A 21,975-nucleotide genomic window follows, 5' to 3' on the forward strand; every position below is an offset into this window, starting at 1 on the left:
TGGACACCAAGGGGCAGAGGATCTCACCGGCCGGACACCGGAAGAACCCCGTGCCCTGAGCCGCTAGGCTCCCCCCGTGGCTGAGATCCAGATTCCCGCTGACATGAAGCCCGCCGACGGCCGTTTCGGCGCGGGCCCCTCCAAGGTGCGAACGGAGGCGCTGGAGGCTCTGGCCGCCACCGGCACCTCCCTTCTCGGTACGTCCCACCGCCAGGCCCCGGTCAAGAACCTGGTCGGCCGGGTGCGCGAAGGCGTCAAGGACCTCTTCTCCCTCCCCGAGGGGTACGAGGTGATCCTCGGCAACGGCGGCTCCACCGCGTTCTGGGACGTGGCGACCCACGGCCTGATCGAGAACAAGTCGCAGCACCTGAGCTTCGGCGAGTTCTCCTCCAAGTTCGCGAAGGCGGCCAAGCTCGCCCCGTGGCTCGCCGAGCCCACCGTGATCACGAGCGACCCGGGCACCCACCCGGACCCCCGGGCGGAGGCGGGCGTCGACGTCTACGCCTTCACCCACAACGAGACCTCGACCGGTGTCGCCGCTCCCATCAAGCGCGTCGAGGGCGCCGACTCCGGGGCGCTCGTCCTGGTGGACGCCACGTCCGGCGCGGGCGGCCTGCCGGTCGACATCGCCGAGACGGACGTCTACTACTTCGCCCCGCAGAAGTCGTTCGCCTCGGACGGCGGCCTGTGGATCGGTGTGTTCTCCCCGGCGGCGATCGAGCGGGCCGAGCGGATCCACGCGTCCGGCCGGCACATCCCGGAGTTCTTCAGCCTCCCCACGGCGATCGACAACTCCCGCAAGAACCAGACGTACAACACCCCGGCGCTCGCCACGCTCTTCCTGCTCGGTGAGCAGTTGGAGTGGATGAACTCGCAGGGTGGCCTCGCCTTCACGACCGGCCGTACCGCCGAGTCGGCGCGGACGCTGTACGGCTGGGCCGACGAGTCCAAGTACGCGACGCCCTTTGTCACGGATCCTGCTAAGCGGTCTCAGGTCATCGGCACGATTGACTTCTCCGAAGAGGTTGACGCGGGCGCCGTCGCTAAGGCTCTGCGGGCCAACGGGGTCGTTGATACCGAGCCGTATCGGAAGCTGGGCCGGAATCAGCTGCGCGTCGCGATGTTCCCGGCGATCGACCCTGCGGATGTCGCTGCGCTTACCCAGTGCGTTGATTACGTGATCGAGCGGCTTTAGAGGTTTGGTGCGCGGCCAGCCACCTGCGGGTGCGTCGTGGCTGGTCGCGCAGTTCCCCGCGCCCCTTACGGGGCGCATCCCCCCCGGGCTCTATCGGCTCAGCTGCTTGAACTTTCGTACCGCCAGGGGCAGGAACACCAGCGAGATCACGATCGGCCACACCACCGCCATCAGGACCGCGTGCTGCTCCACCCAGGTGGAGCCCCCCGCACCGGGGTTGCCGAACAGTTCACGCGTGGCCGTGCCCGTCGACGAGACGGGGTTCCACGCGGCGATCGGCGCCAGCCAGTCCGGCATCAGCGACGGCGCCACGAACACGCTGGAGATCATCGTGAGCGGGAACGCCACCGCGTAGAGGCCGCCCGCCGCCTCCGGGGTCGGCACGACCAGGCCCAGGAAGACCCCCACCCAGATCAGGCTGAACCGCAGGAACAGCAGCAGCCCGAAGGCGAGCAGGGTGTCGAGCACGCCCGCGCTGGAGCGCCAGCCGATGGCGAGGGCGGTCAGCGCGAGGATGGTCAACTCCGCGCAGGCGACGACGAGGTCGGCCACGCCCCGCCCCGACGCCACCGCCGAGGGGGCCATCGGCATCGAGCGGAAGCGGTCGATGACGCCCTTGGAGGCGTCGGTGACCACGGCCATGGCGGTGTTCATGAAGCCGAAGGCCATGGTCATCACGAACATGCCGGGCATCAGGAACTGCTTGTAGTCGCCGTCCTCCCCGCCGCCCGGCACCTTCATCGCCTCGCCGAAGACGAAGCCGTACAGGAGTACGGAGATGATGGGGAAGCCCAGCTGCCAGGCGATGGTGACGGGCTGGCGCAGAAAGTGCGTGAGGTAGCGGCGGGTGACGTTCCAGCAGTCGGCGAAGGCCCAGTAGAGCCGTCCGTGCGAGGTGTCGGCGGTGAGGGCGACACTCATGCCGCGACCTCCTTCTCGAGGTGGGCGAGGGGGGCGGGGGTCTCGGGGGTCTGGCCGGTCAGGCGCAAGAACACATCGTCCAGGCTCGGCCTGCGCAGGCCGATGTCCTCGACCGCGACGCCCTCGTCCTGGAGGGTCCGCGCCACGTCCGTGAGGGCGGCGACCCGGTCGGTCACGGACGCCTGCACGCGCCGCTCCACGTCGATGACGAGCGGTTCACCCGCGCAGACCCGGCTGACGGCCTTGACGGCGGCGGGCAGGTCGGCGGCCTCGCGGACCACGACGTCGAGGTGGCTGCCGCCCACCGTGCTCTTCAGGCCGTCGGGGGTGTCGTCGGCGATGGCCCGGCCGCGGTCGATGACGGTGATGCGGGAGGCGAGCCGGTCGGCCTCCTCCAGATACTGCGTGGTGAGCAGCACGGTGGTGCCGCCCGCGACCAACTCCCTTACGATCTCCCAGACTTCGAGGCGGCTGCGCGGGTCGAGGCCGGTGGTCGGCTCGTCGAGGAAGAGCACGGCGGGCGCGAGGATCATCGAGGCGGCGAGGTCCAGCCTGCGCCGCATGCCGCCGCTGTACTGACCGGCGCCCTTCTCCGCCGCGTCCTCCAGGTGGAACTGCTCCAGGAGTTCCTGGGCGCGCAGGGCGGCCCGCTTGGCGCCGAGGTGGAACAGGCGGCCGAACATCTCCAGGTTCTGCCGGCCGGTGAGGATCTCGTCGACCGCCGCGTACTGCCCGGTGAGGCCGATGCGGCCGCGGACCAGGGCGGGTTCGCGCACCACGTCGGCGCCGGCCACCTCCGCGCGCCCGCCGTCGAGCCGCACGAGCGTGGACAGGATCCGTACGGCGGTGGTCTTGCCCGCGCCGTTGGGTCCGAGCAGTCCGTGCACCGTGCCCTGCCGCACGTGCAGGTCGAAGCCGTCCAGCGCGTACTTCTCGCCGTACCGCTTCTCTAGCCCCTCGGCCCGTACCGCGAGGCCGTCGCCGTTCCCGTTCATGCCTGACCCTCCAGGTCGTCGTACATGCGCGAACCGTGCCGCGCACCCTCTGGGTACGCCGTACTCATTTGAGAGTACACCGTACTCAGTTCGCCGGGTACACCGTACCCAGTTTCATGGGTACGCCGTACCCAATTCCGGTACGGGCGATTAGGGTGAGCCCATGACGAGCAAGAACGGCGGCGACGACCGGCGCACCGGCAGCGACATCACCCGCAGTCTGGAGCTGCTCTGGGAGGGGAGCGGGCGCCCGGCGCGCGGGCCGAAGCCGGCCCTCACCCTCGACCGGATCGTCACCGAGGCGATCCGCCTCGCCGACGCCGAGGGGATCTCGGCGGTCTCGATGCGCCGCCTGTCCACGGAGCTGGGCACGGGCACGATGTCCCTCTACCGCTACCTCCCCGGCAAGGGCAGCCTGCTGGACCTGATGCTCGACCGCGTCTACACCCCGCCCCAGGAGGAGGGCCCCCGGACCGGTGGCTGGCGCGAGGGCATCGAGACGTACGCCCGCGAGACCCTCTCCCTCTACCGCCGCCACCCCTGGCTGCTCCACGTCAACCAGGCCCGCCCGGTGCTCGGCCCCGGCGCGGTCGGCGGCCTGGACCGGACCCTGTCGCGGATCAAGCCGATGGGGCTGACCGACCCCGAGCTGATCGGCGTCATCGTCATGGTCGAGGGGTACGTCACCGGGGCCGCCCGCACCCAGGTGCACGAGATGGAGGCCGAGCAGCGGACCGGCCTGTCCGACCAGGCGTTCTGGGAGGCACAGACGCCGGTCCTGGAGAAGGTCATGAAGAGCGGCCGCTACCCGTCCCTCGCGACGCTGGGCGAGGACGCGTTCGGCCCGGACTTCGACCACTTCGAGTTCGGGCTCCAGCGCCTCCTGGACGGCCTGGACGTCCTGGTCGCCCGGCGCGGACAGGCCGTGTAAGGCGGGGCTCAGCGCTTGCGGAACAGCCGCTTCAGCCCGAGGAGGGCCAGCAGCACCGCGGCGCCCACGAAGGCCGCCGTCTTGAAGTCGTCGATCCCGCCGGGCCCGCCGTCACCGCCGTCCGAACTCCCGTCCCCCGTACCCGAGCCGGAGCCGCCGTCCTTCCCCGGCACCTCCACGGGCGTGACCTCGCTCTGCGCGCCCTCGGTGCCGTACATCAGGGTCGTCCCGTCCGGGGTGTACGTCACCGACTCGCCCTGCCGCTGGATGGGGACGCTGAGGCGCCCCTCCCGCGCGGGCTTCCGGCCCTCGCCCTTCCAGGCGTAGGAGACCCCGCCGAAGTATCCGCGCAGGGCCAGCTGCCGTCCGTCGGGCGAGAAGGCGCCGTCGGTCACCCACAGGTCGGTGGCGGCGACGCGCTTGAAGACGTTCGTCCTGGAGGCGGACATCTCGGCGGGCCCCTCGTAGAGGCTGCCGCCCTCCTCCTTCTTGTCGGCGATGTAGATCCGCCCGGTCTTCGGATGCACCATCAGCGCCTCCGCGTCCCGCGCCCCGTCGGCGTACTTCACGACGTACTGCGTGGCGCGGACCGTCTGGTCCTTGAGCGTCTTCGGCTCGGGCAGCTTGTAGATCCACACGTTCGACCAGGTGCCGCCGAGGTTGTCGCCGATGTCGCCGACGTAGAGGTTGCCGTCGGCGCCGACCGAGATCGCCTCGACGTCGCGCGGGGCGCCCACGCCGGTCATCGTGACGGTGGCGACGGTCTTGCCCGTCCGTGAGTCGACGGCGTACAGGAAGGCCCCCTTGTCCTGGTCGTTGTGCGTCCAGTAGATCCCGGGGTGGGCGCGGGACGCGGCGAGGCCGCTGGACTCGACGATCCGCGGGTCCTTGATGGTGAACCCCTCGTGGTCGTCGGCCGCGGCGGGCACCGCCGCGGTCAGGAGCAGCACGGCACCGGCGAGGAGGACAGGGGGAACAGCCCGAAGCGAACGCATGGGCCCAAGCGTGCCATCCGCGCGGCGAACCGGGGTGCTCAGCCTCACATCGCAGGTGGCGGGCGTGATCCGCGATGATGTGCGGATGCTGAGGTTCATGTTCGTCGGCGACTCGATGACGATAGGGAGCGCCGGGGAACACACCTGGCGCTACCGGATGTGGCAGCACCTGCGCGACACCCTCGGCGACGGGGGCTTCGCGGTGGTGGGGCCCCGCGACACCCTGTACGACCCGTCCGCGGGGGAGCCCCTCTCCCGCGACTACGCCGACGCGGACCCGGACTTCCCCCGCCACCACCTCGCGGGCTGGGGCGAGGGCTGGCTGCACATGGCGCCGCGGATAGCCGGCGCGCTGGCCCGCGACCCCGCGGACGTGCTGCTGATCTCGCTGGGCCTGATCGACCTCGGCTTCTACACGAACGCGGAGCAGACGGCCGCGAACGTCCGCGCGTTCATCGGGCGGGCCCGCTCGGCCCGCCCGCACCTCCGCATGGTCCTGCTCCCCGTCATCCCGAACATCCGCGCCGAGTCGGACGCCCCCTTCGCCGCCGAGGTGGCCCACTTCAACGAACTCCTCGCGAAGACCGTCGCCGACCTGGACACGGGCTCCTCCCCCCTCCTCCTGGCCTCGTCCCCGCCGTCGTACGACATCCACCTCGACACCTACGACGGCACGCACCCGAACCCGAGCGGCGAGCACAAGCTGGCCGGGGCCTTCGCGGACGCGCTGGGGCAGGCGTGGGGCATCGGCGGCCCCTACGCGCCGCTGCTCACGCGGCCCACCGGCTGACCGCGAACCTCGCCCCGTCCCGCCGGACCTCGGCGGCGCCCGCGCCCCGGAAGTGCGCCGGGACGACCAGCTCCCGCTCGTCCGCGGCCCGCCCGAGGACCCGCACCCGGGTCGCGGCGGCCTCCCGCGGGTCGGCGCACAGGCAGCTGCCGTGGGCGGGTTCGAGGATCTGCACCGGGGTGTGCAGCAGGTCGCCGACGAAGACGGCCCGGTCGGTGCCCGAGGCGAGGCGCAGGACGGACGAGCCGGGGGTGTGGCCGGGCGCGGCCTCCAGGGTGAGGTGGGCGTCGATGCGGTGGGTGCCGCTCCACAGCAGCGTCTGCCCGGCCCGGTCCACCGGCGCGACACTGTCCGCGAAGACCGGGTCGCGGCTCTCCCCGTCCGCGCCGCGCGGGCCGAAGTGGGCGTGGTCGGCGGCGGGCATGAGGTAGGTGGCGTTGGGGAAGGTCGGCACCCAACCGCCGTCCCCCGCGCGGGTGTTCCAACCGACGTGGTCGGCGTGCAGATGGGTGTTGACGACGATGTCGACGTCCTCGGGGCGCACTCCGGCGGCGGCGAGGCGGGCGAGGAAGTCGGTGTCGAGGTGCGCGAAGTGCGGCGCGTCGGGCCGTTCCCGGCCGTTGCCGACCCCGGTGTCGACGAGGATGGTCCTCCCCTCGCTCCTGAGCACCCAGGTCTGTACGGCGGCCATCACCCGGTCGCTGCCGGGGTCCCAGAAGTCGGGTGCGAGCCAGTCCTCGTTCGCGCGCCACACCTCCTCGGGCACTCCGGGCACGAGCGCGGCGGGCGGGAGGAAGGGCGCCTCCAGCTCCACGACCCTGCGGACCTCGACCTCGCCCCACATCATCTTCATGTCCATGCGTACGACCGTAGAGAGCGGACGCTGAGCGCCTCAATGCCCATACCACTCACCTGAATACGCGTACGCCTCACCGACGCCCCTCTACGCTGCCCTCATGGATGTAGTCAGCGACGCGATCGCGGCCGCGCGGATCGGGCGGCCCGACGCCCACCGGGTCAGGGCCTCGGGCGCGTGGTGCAGTCGGCTGCCCGCCTACGACGGGGTGGGCTTCCACGTGGTCCTGGAGGGCGGCTGCTGGCTGCTGCCGGACGACGGGAGCGCGCCGTTCACGCTGGCTGCGGGTGACGCGGTGCTGCTGCCGCGCGGAGCGGGACACGTGCTCGCGGACTCCCCCGCCGACGCGCGCACCGTCGCACGGGCGGTGCCCTTCGAGCGGTGGCGGCAGCCGGAAAAGGAGGGCGAACAGCAGGGCGCGGCAACGGAGTTGCTCTGCGGCAAGTACCGCTTCGACGGCCGCCACGCCCACCCGCTGCTCGCCGAGCTGCCGGAGGTCGTACACCTGCCCCGGCGGGAGGGGCGCCACCCGGAGCTGGGGGCGGCGATCGGCCTGCTGGGCCGGGAGACGGGCGCGGCACGCCCCGGCGCTGACGTGGCCGTCCCCGGCCTCCTCGACCTGCTCCTCGTCTACATGGTGCGGGCCTGGACGACAGACGGCCCGCCCGCGTCCGCCGCCGCCCGCTGGCCCGCCGCGCTCGGCGACCCGGTGGTCGCCGAGGCCCTGCGCCTGCTGCACTCGGCCCCCGAGGCCCGGTGGAGCAACGACCGTCTTGCCGCCCGCACGGGCGTCTCCCGCGCCACGCTCGCCCGCCGCTTCACGGCCCTGGTGGGCCGCGCCCCGATGGCCTACCTCACCTGGTGGCGCATGACCCGGGCGGCCACGCTCCTGCGCGACACGACGGACCCGCTGGGGACGGTGGCACGCCGGGTGGGCTACGGCTCGCCGTACGCCCTCTCCCACGCGTTCACCCGGACGTTCGGGACGACGCCGGGGCGCTACCGGGCGCGGTACGGCTCAGGTTTACGGGCTGTTACACCGCTGGTTTGACGCGTATGTCCTGTGTTGTGGGCGACCCTGATGCCCTGCCGCCACGAGCAGCCGTCGGCGGTCCACCTCACGGACGGGACGTACTCATGAAGCGCTCACTGATCGGAGTCCTCGCCGCGGCCTCCCTGGCGGGGGCGGCCCTGGCCACCGCCGCCCCGACGCAGGCGGCGGCGCTGCCGACATGCACCACCTACCGGGAGTACCAGGGCCTCTACGTGCTCTCCACGGCGAGCGGCTCGCTCAACTGCCAGCTGGGCGCGGGGACTCGGAGCCTCGGGGCCGTGCCGCAGCTCCAGCGAAACCTGCGGGACTGCGACCGCTACCAGCGCGACGTCACCGTGGACGGCAATTTCGGCCAGCGGACGGTGGCGGCCCTCAGGTGGGTGCAGAACAAGGAGGGTGTGCCCCCGACCGGGGTGTACGGCCCCGCCACCCGCGACAAGATGTACTTCATGGTGGTCGGCAGCCGGACCGAGTGCCGGCCGCTGACTCCCTGACCGGCACGTCTACCGACCGCCTGACCGGTACGGGACGCAGCTCAGTGCTTGAGCCCACCGACGACCGTCGCGATCTGCGTCCAGAAGTCCGAGCTGCCGCCGATGTAGCTGAGGAACGGGATGAACAGTGCCGTGTTGTTGAGGGTGAACCAGCGCCGCAGGGCGGGGTCGATGGGCCACGTCGGAGCCTCGGTCAGGGCGCGGTGGCGGTCAAGGAGCGCCTGGATCCGGCCGTTGAAGTCGTCATGTCCGCCGGTAGCTTCGACCAGAGCCGCCTGGGTGGAGCGGATGCGAGGGACGAGCCGGCTCGCCTGCGCCGCCCAGCGCTCCGATTGCCGCCGCATCAGTTGGTGAACGGTGCCCATGGGCAGCAGGAAAGCGAGCACCTCGAAGCCGATGGCAATCGCAAGCAGCCCCAGATAGATGGTGCGCCAGCCCTCGTAGTCGCCCGGCACCAGCGGTATGAGGATGTACCACGCGCCGAGGTAGACCGCGGGCAGGCCCACGATGAGCGACAACCGGAAGTGGAACCTGCCGATCGCGCGCAACCCGGCCGCTCCGTCCGGATGATCGGGCATCAGGTCAAGGATGTGCGGACGGCGGGGCAGCAATCGCCATACGTTTCCGAAGGCCACCATGCGGCCGAGCCGCTGACCCGCGACGGCCCCGGCCAGCGACTGGAACACCGGTGCCACCGCGTTGTGCGTCAGCGCATGCCCCAAGCTTCCCGGGGTGATGGAGACGAACAGGAACCAGCTCAGTCCCAGCGCCCCGCCGACCACCGAGCCCGCGATCTTCTGGTTGCGACGACTGTGACGACGCACCGCTCGCCGGAGTACGCGCAACTCCCGGTTGTTCATGCGCAGCGTTCCGTCGTCCGCGAGGCTCCGCAGCGTGTCGTTGAGCGCTCCTTCCAGCGGTTCACTCAGTTCCACCCCGATGAGGAAAGTGAGGATTCCGCTGAGGTACAACCAGTCCCAGCCGTACCGGCCGAAGCCGGAAGCCAGGGAAACGCCCAACACGGTCGCCCCTGCCAAGGACACCAGCAGCGAGCGCCGGCGGGTCGCGGACATGGGTGCGGAGGCAAGCGAGTCGGCCGCGAGCGTGCCGATGGCCAGGACGGTCCAGGCATCCGCGAGCACTCGCCCGGGAGGCTCACCGCCAAGCACGTACTCAACGCCTCCGACGATGCCACCGACGATCGCCGGAATGAGCCACCGGGGCCAGTGCGAGACGGCGCCGGTGATTGCGGTGTGGCCTGAGACGATCCCGAGCAGCACGTGCCTGCCTCTCTGGAGTCCAGCGGGAGTCTGGGCCCGACTCCGGCACCAGACGCATTCGGCGCGTAGAAGGCCTCCCCGCTCATGGTTCCGACGGTGTCCGGCCGCTACGGTCCGGGGACGACAGCAACACAGGTGCGCGCGGAAGGGTGACCATGATGGCTGCTGACGGAACTTCGCCGCAGGGATTCCGACGCTCCTCCTTCTGTAACCCGGAGGGCGGATGTGTGGAAGTCGACCGGCGCACGCGAGGAGCAGCGGTCCGTGGTTCCCAGAACCACGACGGTCCCGTACTCCTGTTCACCGAGGACGAATGGCGTGCCTTCGTCCAAGGTGTCAAAGCGGGCGAGTTCGACTGAAGCCGAGGCCCCGCGTCGGCAAGGCGCGGCCCATGCCCAGCTGGACACAGAAGAGACTTCGGCTCAGCCCGACTGTTCGGTCCGGGCGCGGTCGGACATCAGCTGGGTGACGGAGTGCAGGTCGTCGCTGTCGTAGCGGCGGCTCTCGTTGTCCTTGCCGCTGACGACGGTGAGCACCGTGCCGGTGCGGACCATCGTGTAGTGGGTGGTCTCGGAGACGTACCCCCCGCCGCCGCCCTCCGACAGGGAGAACGCGACGAGTTCGTCGCCGACCGCCGGCATCGTCATCCGCCGCGCCCCCTCCTCGGCCGCCTTCCGGCTCTGCGCGCGGAAGGCGGCGGAGGCCTTGCCCGTACTCGGGTACGCGAGGACACGGAACTTTGTGTCCATGCCGTACCTCCCCTGGTACGCGGCCTCGCCCTCGTACGTCGAGCCGTCGTCCTGCGAGGAGACGTCCGCCGTGGGCTCACTGCTCATCGTCCAGCCCGACGCCAGACTGGTCGTGTCCGGCAGGACCCGCAGGACCGCGTCGGCATCGGCGAGCGGTTGCGGCTTCCACTCCCCGTCCCCCGCGCCCGTACCCGCGCCGCCCACCGTGGCGTCACCCGCCTCCACCCCGGACGCGGCCGCCCCGCCCCCGCCGCCCGGCGAGTCGTCACCGCTGAACGCCTGCGTGCCGCCATAGACGGCGAGGACCACGAGCGCGACGAGGACGGCCAGGCACGCCACCAGCGCCGTCCGCCCGCCCGGAGTGTTGTTGAAGGTCACCGGCCCCAGCGAAAGGGTGCTGCCCCGCACCTTCGCGCCGCCGTCGATCACGATGCTGCCCGTGTACTCCCGAGGGGGATCGGCCGGTGGCGGACCGGCCGCGGGAGGGCCGGCCGGAGGCGGGCCCGCCAGCGCCTCCGCGAGCCGGGCGGCGAACTCCGGGTCCGCCGCGACCCGCTCCCGCACCGCTTCCCGCAGCGCGGCCAGCGCCTCCGGGTCCTGCGGCCTCTCCTCCACGACGTCCAGCGCCGCCTGCCCGGAGGGGCTTCCGCCGACGCGCTGCCGTACGAGATCGGAGACGGTCTGCCCCACCTCCGCCCCCACCGCGCCCGCCGCGCCCCCGGCGAACCCCGTCATCACGCGCACCGCTTCCGCGACCACGTCCACGGACCCCATGCCACCACCCCCGAGTCATGGGCATGCCCTCAGTTTCATGCCGTGCCTCCCATCGTCCGCCAACCACCCTTATTAGTCAGGACGTTGGTCGTACGCACCCCGGGATCCAGCCGCTCTTCCCCCACCCCGCCCCATCCCTTGGTCACCCATCCCTGGCCGAAAGACGGACGCCCTCCCCCGGCCCGCCTTCCTACCGTCCAGTGCATGACGATCGACATCACGAAGACAGAGCCACCCGCACCGCACCACCCCCGGCGTACCGGCGTCCCCGTGACCGAGCGGGCCCTCGCCCCCGATCTGGCCCGAGGGCTGATGCTCCTGCTCATCGTCCTGTCCAACACGGGCTTCCACCTCTGGAAGGCGGAGCGCGGGCCCTCCGGGTGGCAGCCCGTGGACGGCGGGGTGCTCGACCACGCCGCGCAGTTCACGATGATCACCACCCTCGACATGCGGGTCTACCCGCTGTTCGCCTTCCTCTTCGGGTACGGCATGACGCAGCTCTACCTGCGGCAGACCTCCGCGGGAGCCCCGGGACGCGACGCCGCGCGGATCCTCCGCAGGCGCAGCCTCTGGCTGATCGTGATCGGGCTCGCGCACTCCACGCTCCTGATGGCCGGCGACATCGTCGGCTACTACGGGCTGCTGAGCCTCGCCCTCGGCGTGCTCTTCCTGCGCCGCGGCGACCGCGCGCTCAAGTGGTGGATCGGCATCGGCGCCGCGCTGCTGCTCTTCGGGGCGCTGGAGCCGATCGTCTCCGCCGCGCTCCAGGGCGAGTTGGGGTCCCTGGGTGACGCCGGCGCGGAGCCCGGCGCGGCGGCGTACGCGGCCGGCGAACCGAGCTGGCTCGACGCCGCCGGCACCCGCCTGGAGAGCGGCCTCTTCGTCACCTTCGCCGCCGCGCCGCTCTCCCTCGTGGGCGGCGGCTTCACCGTGTTCCTGCTCGGCTTCTGGGCCGCGCGCCGCCGGATCCTCGAAGCACCCGGCCGCCACCTCCCCCTCCTGCGCCGCACGGCGGTGCTCGGCATCGCGATCGGCTGGCTCGGAGCCCTCCCGGCGGCCCTCGCCCACATCGGCGTACTCGACGTACCGGACGACGCGCAGAGCGAGACGGGAGCGCTGAGCCTGCTGCGCGACGTCACCGGGAACGCCGCCGGCCTCGGCTACGTCGCCGCCCTCGCCCTCTTCGCCCACTGGTGGACCCTGCGCCCGACGCGGCGCGGCGCACGGGCGGTCACCGCGGTCTCAGCCGTCGGCAAGCGCTCCCTGTCCTGCTACCTCACGCACTCGCTCCTCTTCGCCCCGCTCCTCGCCGCCTGGGGCCTCGGCCTGGGCGCGCACCTGACCAGCGCGACGATGGCGCTGGTCGCCACCGGGGTGTGGCTGGTGACGGTGGCCGGGGCCTACGCCCTGGAGCGGGCGGGGCGGCGGGGCCCGGTAGAGGCGGTGCTGCGGCGCCTGGTCTACCGGGCGTGAGGACGGTCAGGTCGCTCGCGTCAGCCGGTTCGCGAGCGTCGACATGGTGTACGCGCCGAGGCCGAGGACGACTTCGAGGGCGTTGCGCTCGGTGTAGCCGTGGGAGAGGAACGCCTTCACGTCGTCGTCGGGGACGCCGCCCGCCGTGGCCAGCACCGTCAGGGTGAACCGGCGTACGGCTTCGAGCCGTTCGTCCGGCAGCTCCCGCTGCTCGCGCAGGGCGGTGATCAGCTCCGTCCCCGCACCCAGCTTGCGCAGCTTGCCGGTGTGCATGGTGACGCAGATGTGGCAGCCGTTGCGCGTCGCGAGCGTCATGATGACGACCTCGCGGGCCACGGGCTCCAGCGTCGTACGGTCGAAGGCCGCGCTCATCTCCAGGAAGCCGTTGAGCAGTTCCGGCGACTCGGCGAGGCGCGCCACCGCGTTCGGGAGCTGACCGAAGGCCTGGGTCACCCGCTCCATGGCGGGGCGGGACTCGGCTGGCGCGGTTTCCACGGTGTGCTCGACGAACATGGTGTTCCCCCTACTATCGACAACATGGTTGACGACATGAAGGTAAACCAGGTTGTCGATAAGCGCAAGGGACATGCGGGAGCGGGAGAGGAGGCGGGCGGCAAGGGGTACGAACTTCCCTTCCTCCTCCTCGCCGGCTTCCGCTCCCTCATCGACCGCCTGCACTCCGAACTCGCCCACCAGGGCCACCCCGACATGCGCCCCGCCCACGGCTTCGCCATGCAGGCCATCGGGGCCCGGGGCGCGACCGCCAGCGAGATCGGCCGCCGCCTCGGCGTCTCCAAGCAGGCCGCGGGCAAGACCGTCGACCGCCTCGTCGCCCTCGGCTACGCGGCCCGCGCCGACGACCCCGCCGACGCCCGCCGCAAACTCGTCCACCTCACCCCGCACGGCATCGACGCGCTGCGCCGCTCGGCGGTCGTCTTCGACGAACTGCGGGCGGAATGGGCGACGACCCTCGGCGCGGACCGGCTCGGCGAGCTGGAATCCGGCCTGCGCGCGGTCGTGCCGCCGGAGGCGTTCCGCCTCGACGCGGCGGGGTGGCTGGGCGGCTCATGACCGGACGTGACCTTGCCGCCGTGCGTACCGTTGTACTGCGCGGTTGCCCGTCCCAGGAGGCAGCCGGGGAGGAGCGCCACGATGACTCCTGTGGACGACAGGATCAAGATGGCCGACAACGACACCGCGCGCCTGGACGAGATGTTCGAGGCGCTTGAGCGGGGGCCCTTCGTTGAGGGGTACAAGATCGACATCATCGAGGGCGTCGTCTACATGGCGCCGCAGCGGACCAACCACTGGGACATCACCGTGGGCATCCTGGAGCAGTTGAGGACCAAATACCCGCGTCAGCGCCTGCTGTCCGACGTCCGCATCGACTACCCCGGAGAGCTGAACGCCTTCTGTAGTGACGTGGCCCTGGTCGCCGAGGGTGCCGAACGCACGGAGCGGGGCGGGTTCCAGTGCGGCGACGTCGAATTCGTCGCCGAAGTGATCTCCCGGGGCACGGGCCCGAACGACTACGGCCCCAAGAAGACCGGTTACGCCACCGCCGGAGTCGCCGTCTACCTCATCGTCGATCCCTACCAGGGCAAGTGTCACGTCTACACCCGGCCCAAGGACGGCGACTACCACGTCCACACGACCGTCGACTTCGGCGAGAAGGTCGACCTGACCCACACCCCCCTCAGCCTTACCTTCGACACCTCCGACTTCTGCCGCGACTGACCCGAGCCCCCTGCCCCAGAGCCTTTCAACCCCCTCGGCCAGGACCCAGCCACTCCCTCATCGGAACCTGGTCCGCCCAGGGCGGCGAGCGGCGCTGCCGACGCGCCTGGTAGCCCCTCGGGGTGGGCGGGGTGGCCGGGCCAGGCGCTAGGGCCTGTCCGGCGGATCAGGCCGCACTTGGGCGACGGTCACCTTTCTGCGCTGGTGAGCGGGGTCTGGTGCGTCGAGATGCAAGGCGGAGGAGGGCGGCAACGCGGAGCGTTGACAACCGACGACAACGCCGCATCATCACGAGCACACCGGCCATGATCCGGTTTCTGGTCTTCGGGTCCACACCGTCGAGGTTAACCGGCCGCCCCCGGAAGCCGGGCGCCGCCTCCCAGTGGCCAGCGCCCGATCGTCTCGTACCGGGGCCGCTCGCCCGGCACGCCGCTCCTCGGCAGCTCACTGCGTACGAGCGTCAGCTCCTCCACCGTCCAGGACGCGCCCGCGAAGGGGGCGAGGGCTTCGGCGTACGGGCGGAGGTCCGTCCCGCCGGAGCCGCGCGCCAGCGTCAGGTGGGGGCGGTAGGGCCTGGCCTCCTCCCTCGCGAGGCCCGCCTTGCGCGCCGCCGCCTCCGCCCGCTGGGCAAGGAGCCGCAGCGCGGCCACCTCCCCCGTGGCCCCGGCCCACAGCACCCGCTCCCCGAAGCGTCCGCCGCCGCGCAGGGCGAGCGCGAAGGGCGGCGTGCGGTGCGCGGCCCGCGCCAGGCGGGCGGTGAGGTCGGGCACGGTCTCCTCGGGCACCTCGGCCATGAAGGCGAGCGTGAAGTGCCAGCTGTCGCGGGGCGCCCAGCGCAGGGCCTCGGCGCCGGGGAGCCTGCGCAAACCGGCCGCGGCGGCGGCCAGTTCGCAGATCACGGCGTCCGGAGGGAGAACCGCGGCGAAGAGTCTCATGGGGAGAGTCTCCCCGCGACTCGCTCAGAGAGCTGTCGCGGGCCCCCCAGCACGCTCGCCGCCCAGCCGGGGCCCCCGCACGCCCGCCGCCCAGCCGGGCTACGCCGCGGTCGTCAGCTCCCGCTCCCTCGGCACGAAGCGCAGGTGCTGCCTGCCGCGGCGCAGGTCCACCTTCAGCCGGAGGTTCGCCGCGCGCGCCAGCATCAGGCCCACCCCGACCGCGGCGAGCGCGCAGACCAGGCCGCCGACGGCCATGCTGAGCCGCACGCCGTAGGCGTCGGCGAGCCAGCCGAAGAGCGGTCCGCCGAGCGGCGTGCCGCCCACGAAGACCATCATGAACAGCGACATGACGCGGCCCCGCATCTCGGGGTCGGTCGCCATCTGCACCGAGGAGTTGGCGGTGACGTTCACCGTCAGGCCGAGGATGCCGATGGGCACGATCAGCCCGACGAACATCCACAGCTCGGGCACGAGGGCCGCCACGATCTGGAGCGCGCCGAAGGCGATCGCCGCCCCGGTGAGCAGCCGCAGCCGCGAGGTGCCGCGGCGGGCCGCGAGGAGCGCGCCCGCCAGTGAGCCGAGCGCCATCAGGGTGTTGAACAGGCCGTACATCCCGACGCCGCCGTGGAAGACCTCGTCCGCGAAGGCGCTCAGCCAGATCGGGAAGTTGAAGCCGAAGGTGCCGATGAAGCCGACGAGGACGATCGGCCAGATCAGCTCGGGGTGCCGGGAGACGTAGTCCAGGCCCTCCCGCAGCTGCCCCTTGCCGCGCGGCTTGCGCGGGGTGGGGTGCAGCTCGTCGGGGCGCATCAGGAGCAGGCCGGTGAGCGGTGCGAGGAAGGACAGGCCGTTGGCGAGGAACGCCCAGCCGGGCCCGACGGCCGCGGTCAGGCCGCTCGCCACGGCGGGGCCGATGAGGCGGGCGGACTGGAAGTTCGCCGAGTTGAGCGAGACGGCGTTGCGGACTTGGTCGGGGCCGACCATCTCGGAGACGAAGGACTGCCGCGTCGGGTTGTCGACGACGGTGACGAGACCGGTGAAGAAGGCCGCCACGTAGACGTGCCAGACCTGGACGTGCCCGCTGAGGGTGAGCGCGGCGAGGAAGAGGCCGCTGACGCTCATCGCGCCCTGGGTGCAGAAGAGCAGGTTCCGCTTGGCGAAGCGGTCGGCGATCACGCCGCCGTAGAGGCCGAGGAGCAGCATCGGCAGGAACTGCATGGCCGTGGTGACACCGACGGCCGCGGAGGAGCCGGTGAGGCTGAGCACCAGCCAGTCCTGGGTGATGCGGGCCATCCAGGTGCCGGTGTTCGAGACGACCGCGCCGGTCGCGAAGAGCCGGTAGTTGCGGATCTTCAGCGAGCTGAACATCGAGGACTTGCGGGGTTCAGACTTGTCGAGGGTGGTTGGTGCGGGGGCGGAGTCTGCTCCGGATCCCGTACTCAAAGTGCGTTCGCCTCCTTTTGCGTACGAAGGGTGTGTGAGGTGGCGCGGGACCGGCGGCTCGGTGCCGGCGGTCCCCGGTGGCCCCGGCGGCTCAGAGGTGGGCGAGCTTCTCCAGGACGGGGGCGGCGGCGCGCAGGCGCGCCCACTCGTCCTCGTCGAGGTGCTCGACCAGGCCGGCCAGCCAGGCGTTCCGCTTGCGGCGGCTCTCTTCGAGCATGGCCTCGGCGGTCTCGGTCTGGGTGACCACCTTCTGGCGGCGGTCATCGGGGTGCGGTTCGAGCCGGACCAGGCCCTTGGCCTCGAGCAGCGCGACGATACGAGTCATCGACGGCGGCTGCACGTGCTCCTTGCGGGCCAGCTCGCCCGGAGTGGCGTGGCCGCAGCGGGCGAGGGTGCCGAGCACCGACATTTCGGTGGGGCTCAGCGACTCGTCGACCCGCTGGTGCTTGAGTCGACGGGAAAGGCGCATCACAGCGGAGCGCAAGGCGTTCACGGCGACGGCGTCGTCACCATGGGAGAGGTCCGGCATGTTCGTTAGAGTAACTCATTACCCTAGCTAAGGACCACCTGGTTTCCCCGCCTCTCGACCACCAAACCCATTCGTCACCCGTAAGAGTGAGTGAACGACGGAAAGACGGGTGTCCCCCGTGAGTGGCCGAGACCCTGTCCCCCATGGGATCGACAGTGCTCAGCCTGCGGATAGACGGTGAGCTGCACGACCGGCTCCGGACGCACGCCGCCAAAAGAGGAATGAGCGTCCAGGACTATGTGGTCCGGACGCTCATTCGAGACGACTTCGACGAACGTTTCGCGAGGTCGGTCGAGGAGACGGAAAAGTTCTACGGAGCGGCGTAAGCAGGCGCCCGAAAGGGGGCACGAGGGAGGCGCCCCAAAGGGGCGCGGGGAACTGCGCGACCAGCCCCCACGCACCCGCACGTGCCTACGTCAGACCTACGTCAGTTCCAACGCGGGCATCAGGTAGTAGAAGGCGAACACGGCCGACACCGCGTACATCGCAGCCGGAACGTCCCGCCCCCGCCCCGCCGCCAGCCGCAACACGGTGAACGTGATGAACCCCATGCCGATGCCATTGGTGATCGAGTACGTGAACGGCATCATCAGCATCGTCACGAACGCGGGGATCGCGATCGTGTAGTCGCTCCAGTCGATCTGCCGAATGGACCCGGACAGAATCAGGAAGCCCACCGCGAGCAACGCGGGAGTGGCCGCCTGGGACGGAACCATCGTGGCGAGCGGCGTGAGGAAGAGCGCGACGGCGAAGAGGCCGCCGGTGACGACGTTCGCGAGGCCGGTCCTCGCGCCCTCGCCGACGCCCGCCGTGGACTCCACGAAGCAGGTGGTGGCCGAGGAGGACGAGGCGCCGCCCGCGGCGACCGCGATGCCGTCGACGAAGAGCACCTTGTTGATGCCGGGCATGTTGCCGTTCGCGTCCGTCAGTTTCGCCTCGTCGCCGATGCCCATGATCGTGCCCATCGCGTCGAAGAAGCACGAGAGCAGCACGGTGAAGACGAAGAGGACGCCGGTCAGGACGCCGACCTTCTCGAAACCGCCGAACAGGCTGATCTCACCGACGAGCCCGAAGTCCGGCGTCGAGACCGGGTTGCCCGGCCACTCGGGAGTGGTCAGACCCCAGGACGGCACCTCGGCGACGGAGTTGATGATCATCGCGACGAGCGTCATGACGACGATGCTGATGAGGATGGCGCCCGGCACCTTGCGCACCATCAGGGCCAGCGTCAGCAGCACGCCGAGCGCGAAGACGAGCACCGGCCAGCCGTTGAGGTGACCGTCCCCGCCGAGCTGCAACGGCACGGTGGTGTGTGCGGCGTCCGGCATGCGCGAGACGAAACCGGAGTCGACGAGGCCGATCAGCATGATGAACAGGCCGATGCCGATCGCGATGCCCTTGCGCAGCCCGAGCGGCACGGCGCTCATCACGCGCTCTCGCAGTCCGGTCGCGACGAGCAGCATCACGACGAAGCCCGCGAGGACGACCATGCCCATGGCGTCGGGCCACGACATGCGGGGCGCGAGCTGGAGGGCGACGACGGTGTTCACACCCAGGCCCGCGGCGAGCGCGATCGGGACGTTGCCGATGACGCCCATCAGGAGCGTGGTGAAGGCGGCGGTGAGCACGGTGGCGGTGACCAGCTGCTTGTTGTCGAGCTGGTGCCCGTACATGTCCTTCGCGCTGCCCAGGATGATCGGGTTGAGCACGATGATGTACGCCATCGCGAAGAAGGTGGCGAAGCCGCCGCGGACTTCCCTGACCAGGGTCGAGCCCCGCTCACTGATCTTGAAGTAGCCGTCGAGCCCGCCCCGCGGGGGCTTCGGGGGCTCTTTACCGGCGTCGACCGGGCCAGGGGCCGAGGGGGACATGGAAAACCTCGTGACTTGTATTTTCGTACGAAAGCAACCGGCCATTCATAAGCCGTTTCAGTATGAATACATAAAGCGGAAATCGCTATCTCCGCGCGTAGACCCCGACGGGGCAAGGGCGCGGACGGGGGCCGCGGGTGCCGCGGGGCCCCCGGCGGAGGCCCCGTAAGCTAGGCCTCATGGCCAAGTGGACCCCCAAGCACGAAGCGCCGGAGCCCCTTGAGGGCCCGGTGGTCGCCACCATCACGGGCGGCACGATCCTGTGGTTCGTCCTCTTCCTGGCCCAGCTCCCCTTCTACGGCTGGTTCGACGACCGCGACGCCACCTGGTGGGTGTGGACCTGCCTGGCCGGCGGCGGCCTCGGCCTCATCGGCATCTGGTACGTACGGGTGCGCGACGCCGCGATCAAGAGGTCGAAGGTCACTCAGTCCGACTAGGACAGGTCCGGGCCCGTACGACCAGGGGACGGGGCGCGTCCTACCGAGGTCGGATCTTTGGGGCATTCAAGGGGTGAAGCCCCAGCACCGCCCTTACCGTCGAATGCATGACGCATATCGACGCGGGCGCCGAACTCGACCCCGTCCACCCCGTGCCGCCGCCCGAGGGGCCGCCCAGGGGGCTGAGCGCCGCCGAGGTCGCCGAACGGGTCGCCCGCGGCGAGGTCAACGACGTACCGGTCCGCAGCTCCCGCTCCCTCGCCGAGATCATCCGGGCCAACGTCTTCACCCGCTTCAACGCGATCATCGGCGTGCTCTGGGTGATCATGCTGTTCGTCGCGCCGATCCAGGACAGCCTCTTCGGCTTCGTGATCGTCGCCAATACCGGCATCGGCATCATCCAGGAGTGGCGGGCCAAGAAGACCCTCGACTCCCTGGCCGTCATCGGCGAGGCCAAGCCGACCGTGCGGCGCGACGGCAGGGCCACCGAGATCTCCGCCTCCGAGATCGTCCTCGGCGACCTGGTCGAGCTGGGCCCCGGCGACAAGATCCCGGTGGACGGCGAGGCCGTGGAGACCGACAGCCTGGAGGTCGACGAGTCGCTCCTGACCGGCGAGGCCGACCCCGTCGTCAAGAAGCCCGGCGACCGGATGATGTCGGGCTCGTTCGTGGTCGCGGGCGGCGGCTCGTTCACCGCCACCAAGGTCGGCCGCGAGGCGTACGCCGCGCAGCTCGCCGAGGAGGCGAGCCGCTTCACCCTCGTCCACTCCGAGCTGCGCTCCGGCATCTCCACGATCCTCAAGTACGTGACGTGGCTGATGGTGCCGACCTCCATCGGCCTGGTGATCTCCCAGCTCGTCGTCAAGGACGACAACTTCAAGGAGTCCATCGCGTACACGGTGGGCGGGATCGTCCCCATGATCCCGGAGGGGCTCGTCCTCCTCACCTCCGTGGCCTTCGCGATCGGGGTGATCCGGCTGGGCCGCCAGCAGTGCCTCGTCCAGGAACTGCCCGCGATCGAGGGCCTCGCGCGCGTCGACACGGTCTGCCTGGACAAGACCGGCACCCTCACCGAGGGCGGCATGGACGTCACCGAGCTGCGTCCGCTGAACGGCTCCGACGAGGAGTACGTACGTAAAGTCCTCGGCGCCCTCGGCGAGTCCGACCCGCGCCCGAACGCCTCGCTCCAGGCCATCATCGACGCCTACCCCGACAGCGAGGAGTGGCGCTGCACGGAGTCCCTGCCCTTCTCCTCGGCCCGCAAGTACAGCGGCGCCTCCTTCAGCGAGGGTGACGGCACCGCCTCCGCCTGGCTGCTCGGCGCGCCCGACGTGCTGCTGCCGGACGACGATCCGGCCCTCACCGAGATCGAGGAGCTGAACGAACAGGGTCTGCGTGTCCTGCTCCTCGCCCGCGCGGCCGGCGACCTCGACGACCCCGACGTGGCGGACAGGGCCGACGCCACCGCGCTCGTCGTCCTGGAGCAGCGGCTGCGCCCCGACGCCGCGGACACCCTGCGCTACTTCGAGGAGCAGGACGTCGCCGCCAAGGTCATCTCGGGCGACAACGCGGTCTCGGTGGGCGCGGTCGCGGGCAAGCTCGGCCTGCCCGGCGCGCAGAACACCGTGGACGCGCGGCGACTGCCCGCCGAGAAGGACGACATGGCGCGGGCCCTGGACGACAACGCGGTCTTCGGCCGGGTCACCCCGCAGCAGAAGCGCGACATGGTGGGCGCCCTCCAGTCACGCGGTCACACGGTCGCGATGACGGGCGACGGGGTGAACGACGTACTGGCCCTGAAGGACGCCGACATCGGCGTCTCGATGGGTTCGGGCTCGGAGGCGACGCGGGCCGTGGCGCAGATCGTGCTGCTCAACAACAGCTTCGCGACGCTGCCCTCCGTCGTCGCCGAGGGCCGCCGCGTCATCGGCAACATCACGCGCGTGGCCACCCTGTTCCTGGTCAAGACCGTCTACTCGGTGATCCTCGCGCTGCTCGTGGTCTGCTCCCAGGTCGAGTACCTGTTCCTGCCACGGCATCTGACGCTGCTGTCCACGCTGACGATCGGCGTCCCGGCCTTCTTCCTGGCCCTCGCCCCCAACAAGGAGCGCGCTCAACCGCACTTCGTCCGCAGGGTCATGCGCTACGCGATCCCGGGCGGCGTCATCGCGGGCGTCGCCACCTTCGCGACGTATCTGCTGGCCCGGCACCACTACGAGGGCGCGGGCGCGCGGGAAGCCGAGACCAGCGCGGCCACTCTGGCACTGTTCCTGATCGCCATGTGGGTCCTCGCCATCATCGCCCGCCCCTACACGTGGTGGCGGATCGGCCTCATCGGCGCGATGGGTCTCGGCTTCCTGCTCGTGCTGACCGTGCCCTGGCTCCAGGACTTCTTCCAGCTGAAGCTGGTGGGCACGACGATGCCGTGGGCGGCGGTCGCGATCGCGGCGGTGGCCTCACTCGCCATCGAGGTCGTCTACCGCTGGGTGGACCGCCGCGTTCCGGCGTGAGCCGTG

Annotated in this window: 23 protein-coding genes; 12 read left to right on the forward strand and 11 right to left on the reverse strand. The window is 71.0% G+C overall.

The features are described 5' to 3' along the window. The first annotated feature begins 76 nt into the window (after positions 1–76). Positions 77–1,195 (forward strand): phosphoserine transaminase, encoded by a 1,119-nt coding sequence (gene serC, locus IG54_RS0123350; protein ID WP_030787763.1) that lies wholly within the window; start codon positions 77–79, stop codon positions 1,193–1,195. Positions 1,196–1,285: 90 nt separating this feature from the next. Here the strand turns inward: serC and IG54_RS0123355 are convergent, their stop codons facing one another. Together IG54_RS0123355 and IG54_RS0123360 are read right to left on the reverse strand one after the other, a co-directional pair. After that, positions 1,286–2,116 (reverse strand): ABC transporter permease, encoded by an 831-nt coding sequence (locus IG54_RS0123355; protein ID WP_030787765.1) that lies wholly within the window; start codon positions 2,114–2,116, stop codon positions 1,286–1,288. Beyond that, the gene (locus IG54_RS0123360; protein ID WP_030787768.1) at positions 2,113–3,111 is read right to left on the reverse strand and encodes a daunorubicin resistance protein DrrA family ABC transporter ATP-binding protein; all 999 of its coding nucleotides are present in this window, start codon (positions 3,109–3,111) and stop codon (positions 2,113–2,115) included. The genes IG54_RS0123355 and IG54_RS0123360 overlap by 4 nt, the downstream gene beginning before the upstream one ends. Before the next feature lie 163 nt (positions 3,112–3,274). Here IG54_RS0123360 and IG54_RS0123365 point away from each other — a divergent pair, with 163 nt between their 5' ends. Next, complete coding sequence (locus IG54_RS0123365; protein WP_030787771.1) at positions 3,275–4,042, forward strand: TetR/AcrR family transcriptional regulator; 768 nt, start codon at positions 3,275–3,277, stop codon at positions 4,040–4,042. Between the two features lie 8 nt (positions 4,043–4,050). On the opposite strand, the gene IG54_RS0123370 is transcribed toward IG54_RS0123365, so the two are convergent. Next, positions 4,051–5,037 carry a hypothetical protein gene (locus IG54_RS0123370; protein WP_030787774.1) on the reverse strand — a complete coding sequence of 329 codons (987 nt, stop codon included), beginning with the start codon at positions 5,035–5,037 and terminating at the stop codon, positions 4,051–4,053. Positions 5,038–5,122: 85 nt separating this feature from the next. On the opposite strand from IG54_RS0123370, the gene IG54_RS0123375 reads away from it, so the two are divergent. Beyond that, positions 5,123–5,827, forward strand: coding sequence for a GDSL-type esterase/lipase family protein (locus IG54_RS0123375; RefSeq protein ID WP_030787777.1), 705 nt, complete (start codon positions 5,123–5,125; stop codon positions 5,825–5,827). On the opposite strand, the gene IG54_RS0123380 is transcribed toward IG54_RS0123375, so the two are convergent. Beyond that, positions 5,808–6,686 (reverse strand): MBL fold metallo-hydrolase, encoded by an 879-nt coding sequence (locus IG54_RS0123380; protein WP_030787780.1) that lies wholly within the window; start codon positions 6,684–6,686, stop codon positions 5,808–5,810. The two genes, IG54_RS0123375 and IG54_RS0123380, sit on opposite strands and share 20 nt — an antisense overlap. Before the next feature lie 97 nt (positions 6,687–6,783). On the opposite strand from IG54_RS0123380, the gene IG54_RS0123385 reads away from it, so the two are divergent. Further along, positions 6,784–7,734, forward strand: coding sequence for an AraC family transcriptional regulator (locus IG54_RS0123385; RefSeq protein ID WP_030787783.1), 951 nt, complete (start codon positions 6,784–6,786; stop codon positions 7,732–7,734). Positions 7,735–7,820: 86 nt separating this feature from the next. Continuing rightward, entirely contained in the window at positions 7,821–8,231 is a 411-nt protein-coding gene (locus IG54_RS0123390; protein WP_030787785.1) for a peptidoglycan-binding domain-containing protein, read from the forward strand. Between the two features lie 41 nt (positions 8,232–8,272). On the opposite strand, the gene IG54_RS0123395 is transcribed toward IG54_RS0123390, so the two are convergent. Continuing rightward, positions 8,273–9,511: a hypothetical protein gene (locus IG54_RS0123395; RefSeq protein ID WP_030787788.1), complete on the reverse strand. Its 1,239-nt coding sequence runs from the start codon at positions 9,509–9,511 to the stop codon at positions 8,273–8,275. Positions 9,512–9,669: 158 nt separating this feature from the next. Between IG54_RS0123395 and IG54_RS0123400 the strand changes: the two genes are divergently transcribed. Then, positions 9,670–9,870, forward strand: a complete 201-nt coding sequence (locus IG54_RS0123400; RefSeq protein WP_051819826.1) for a DUF397 domain-containing protein — start codon at positions 9,670–9,672, stop codon at positions 9,868–9,870. 63 nt (positions 9,871–9,933) lie between these two features. On the opposite strand, the gene IG54_RS0123405 is transcribed toward IG54_RS0123400, so the two are convergent. Beyond that, complete coding sequence (locus tag IG54_RS0123405) at positions 9,934–11,034, reverse strand: hypothetical protein (RefSeq protein WP_030787792.1); 1,101 nt, start codon at positions 11,032–11,034, stop codon at positions 9,934–9,936. A gap of 204 nt (positions 11,035–11,238) precedes the next feature. On the opposite strand from IG54_RS0123405, the gene IG54_RS0123410 reads away from it, so the two are divergent. Then, positions 11,239–12,507 (forward strand): DUF418 domain-containing protein, encoded by a 1,269-nt coding sequence (locus IG54_RS0123410; protein ID WP_030787794.1) that lies wholly within the window; start codon positions 11,239–11,241, stop codon positions 12,505–12,507. A gap of 6 nt (positions 12,508–12,513) precedes the next feature. Here IG54_RS0123410 and IG54_RS0123415 read toward each other — a convergent pair whose 3' ends face one another. After that, entirely contained in the window at positions 12,514–13,020 is a 507-nt protein-coding gene (locus tag IG54_RS0123415; protein WP_030787797.1) for a carboxymuconolactone decarboxylase family protein, read from the reverse strand. Between the two features lie 24 nt (positions 13,021–13,044). Here IG54_RS0123415 and IG54_RS0123425 point away from each other — a divergent pair, with 24 nt between their 5' ends. Together IG54_RS0123425 and IG54_RS0123430 are read left to right on the forward strand one after the other, a co-directional pair. Further along, positions 13,045–13,578: a MarR family winged helix-turn-helix transcriptional regulator gene (locus IG54_RS0123425; protein ID WP_078594398.1), complete on the forward strand. Its 534-nt coding sequence runs from the start codon at positions 13,045–13,047 to the stop codon at positions 13,576–13,578. 81 nt (positions 13,579–13,659) lie between these two features. Continuing rightward, a complete protein-coding gene (locus tag IG54_RS0123430; protein ID WP_030787802.1) occupies positions 13,660–14,244 on the forward strand; it encodes a Uma2 family endonuclease in 585 nt (194 codons plus the stop codon). 344 nt (positions 14,245–14,588) lie between these two features. Here the strand turns inward: IG54_RS0123430 and thpR are convergent, their stop codons facing one another. The 3 genes from thpR to IG54_RS0123445 all read right to left on the reverse strand — a co-directional run bounded on the left by thpR (position 14,589) and on the right by IG54_RS0123445 (position 17,151). After that, a complete protein-coding gene (thpR, locus tag IG54_RS0123435; protein WP_030787805.1) occupies positions 14,589–15,179 on the reverse strand; it encodes an RNA 2',3'-cyclic phosphodiesterase in 591 nt (196 codons plus the stop codon). Positions 15,180–15,278: 99 nt separating this feature from the next. Continuing rightward, positions 15,279–16,622 carry an MFS transporter gene (locus IG54_RS0123440; protein ID WP_030787809.1) on the reverse strand — a complete coding sequence of 448 codons (1,344 nt, stop codon included), beginning with the start codon at positions 16,620–16,622 and terminating at the stop codon, positions 15,279–15,281. 91 nt (positions 16,623–16,713) lie between these two features. Then, a complete protein-coding gene (locus IG54_RS0123445; protein WP_030787812.1) occupies positions 16,714–17,151 on the reverse strand; it encodes a MarR family winged helix-turn-helix transcriptional regulator in 438 nt (145 codons plus the stop codon). Positions 17,152–17,294: 143 nt separating this feature from the next. Between IG54_RS0123445 and IG54_RS0123450 the strand changes: the two genes are divergently transcribed. After that, positions 17,295–17,477: a toxin-antitoxin system HicB family antitoxin gene (locus IG54_RS0123450; protein WP_030787814.1), complete on the forward strand. Its 183-nt coding sequence runs from the start codon at positions 17,295–17,297 to the stop codon at positions 17,475–17,477. A 96-nt stretch (positions 17,478–17,573) separates the two neighbouring features. Here the strand turns inward: IG54_RS0123450 and IG54_RS0123455 are convergent, their stop codons facing one another. Beyond that, positions 17,574–19,022, reverse strand: a complete 1,449-nt coding sequence (locus IG54_RS0123455) for an NCS2 family permease (RefSeq protein ID WP_030787815.1) — start codon at positions 19,020–19,022, stop codon at positions 17,574–17,576. A 179-nt stretch (positions 19,023–19,201) separates the two neighbouring features. On the opposite strand from IG54_RS0123455, the gene IG54_RS0123460 reads away from it, so the two are divergent. Both IG54_RS0123460 and IG54_RS0123465 read left to right on the forward strand, forming a co-directional pair. Beyond that, positions 19,202–19,459, forward strand: coding sequence for a DUF2530 domain-containing protein (locus IG54_RS0123460; RefSeq protein WP_030787816.1), 258 nt, complete (start codon positions 19,202–19,204; stop codon positions 19,457–19,459). Between the two features lie 107 nt (positions 19,460–19,566). Continuing rightward, positions 19,567–21,969: an HAD-IC family P-type ATPase gene (locus tag IG54_RS0123465; RefSeq protein ID WP_030787817.1), complete on the forward strand. Its 2,403-nt coding sequence runs from the start codon at positions 19,567–19,569 to the stop codon at positions 21,967–21,969. Positions 21,970–21,975: the final 6 nt, after the last annotated feature.

It is taken from the genome of Streptomyces sp. NRRL S-920 (genome assembly GCF_000717945.1).
GTDB lineage: Bacteria > Actinomycetota > Actinomycetes > Streptomycetales > Streptomycetaceae > Streptomyces > Streptomyces alboniger.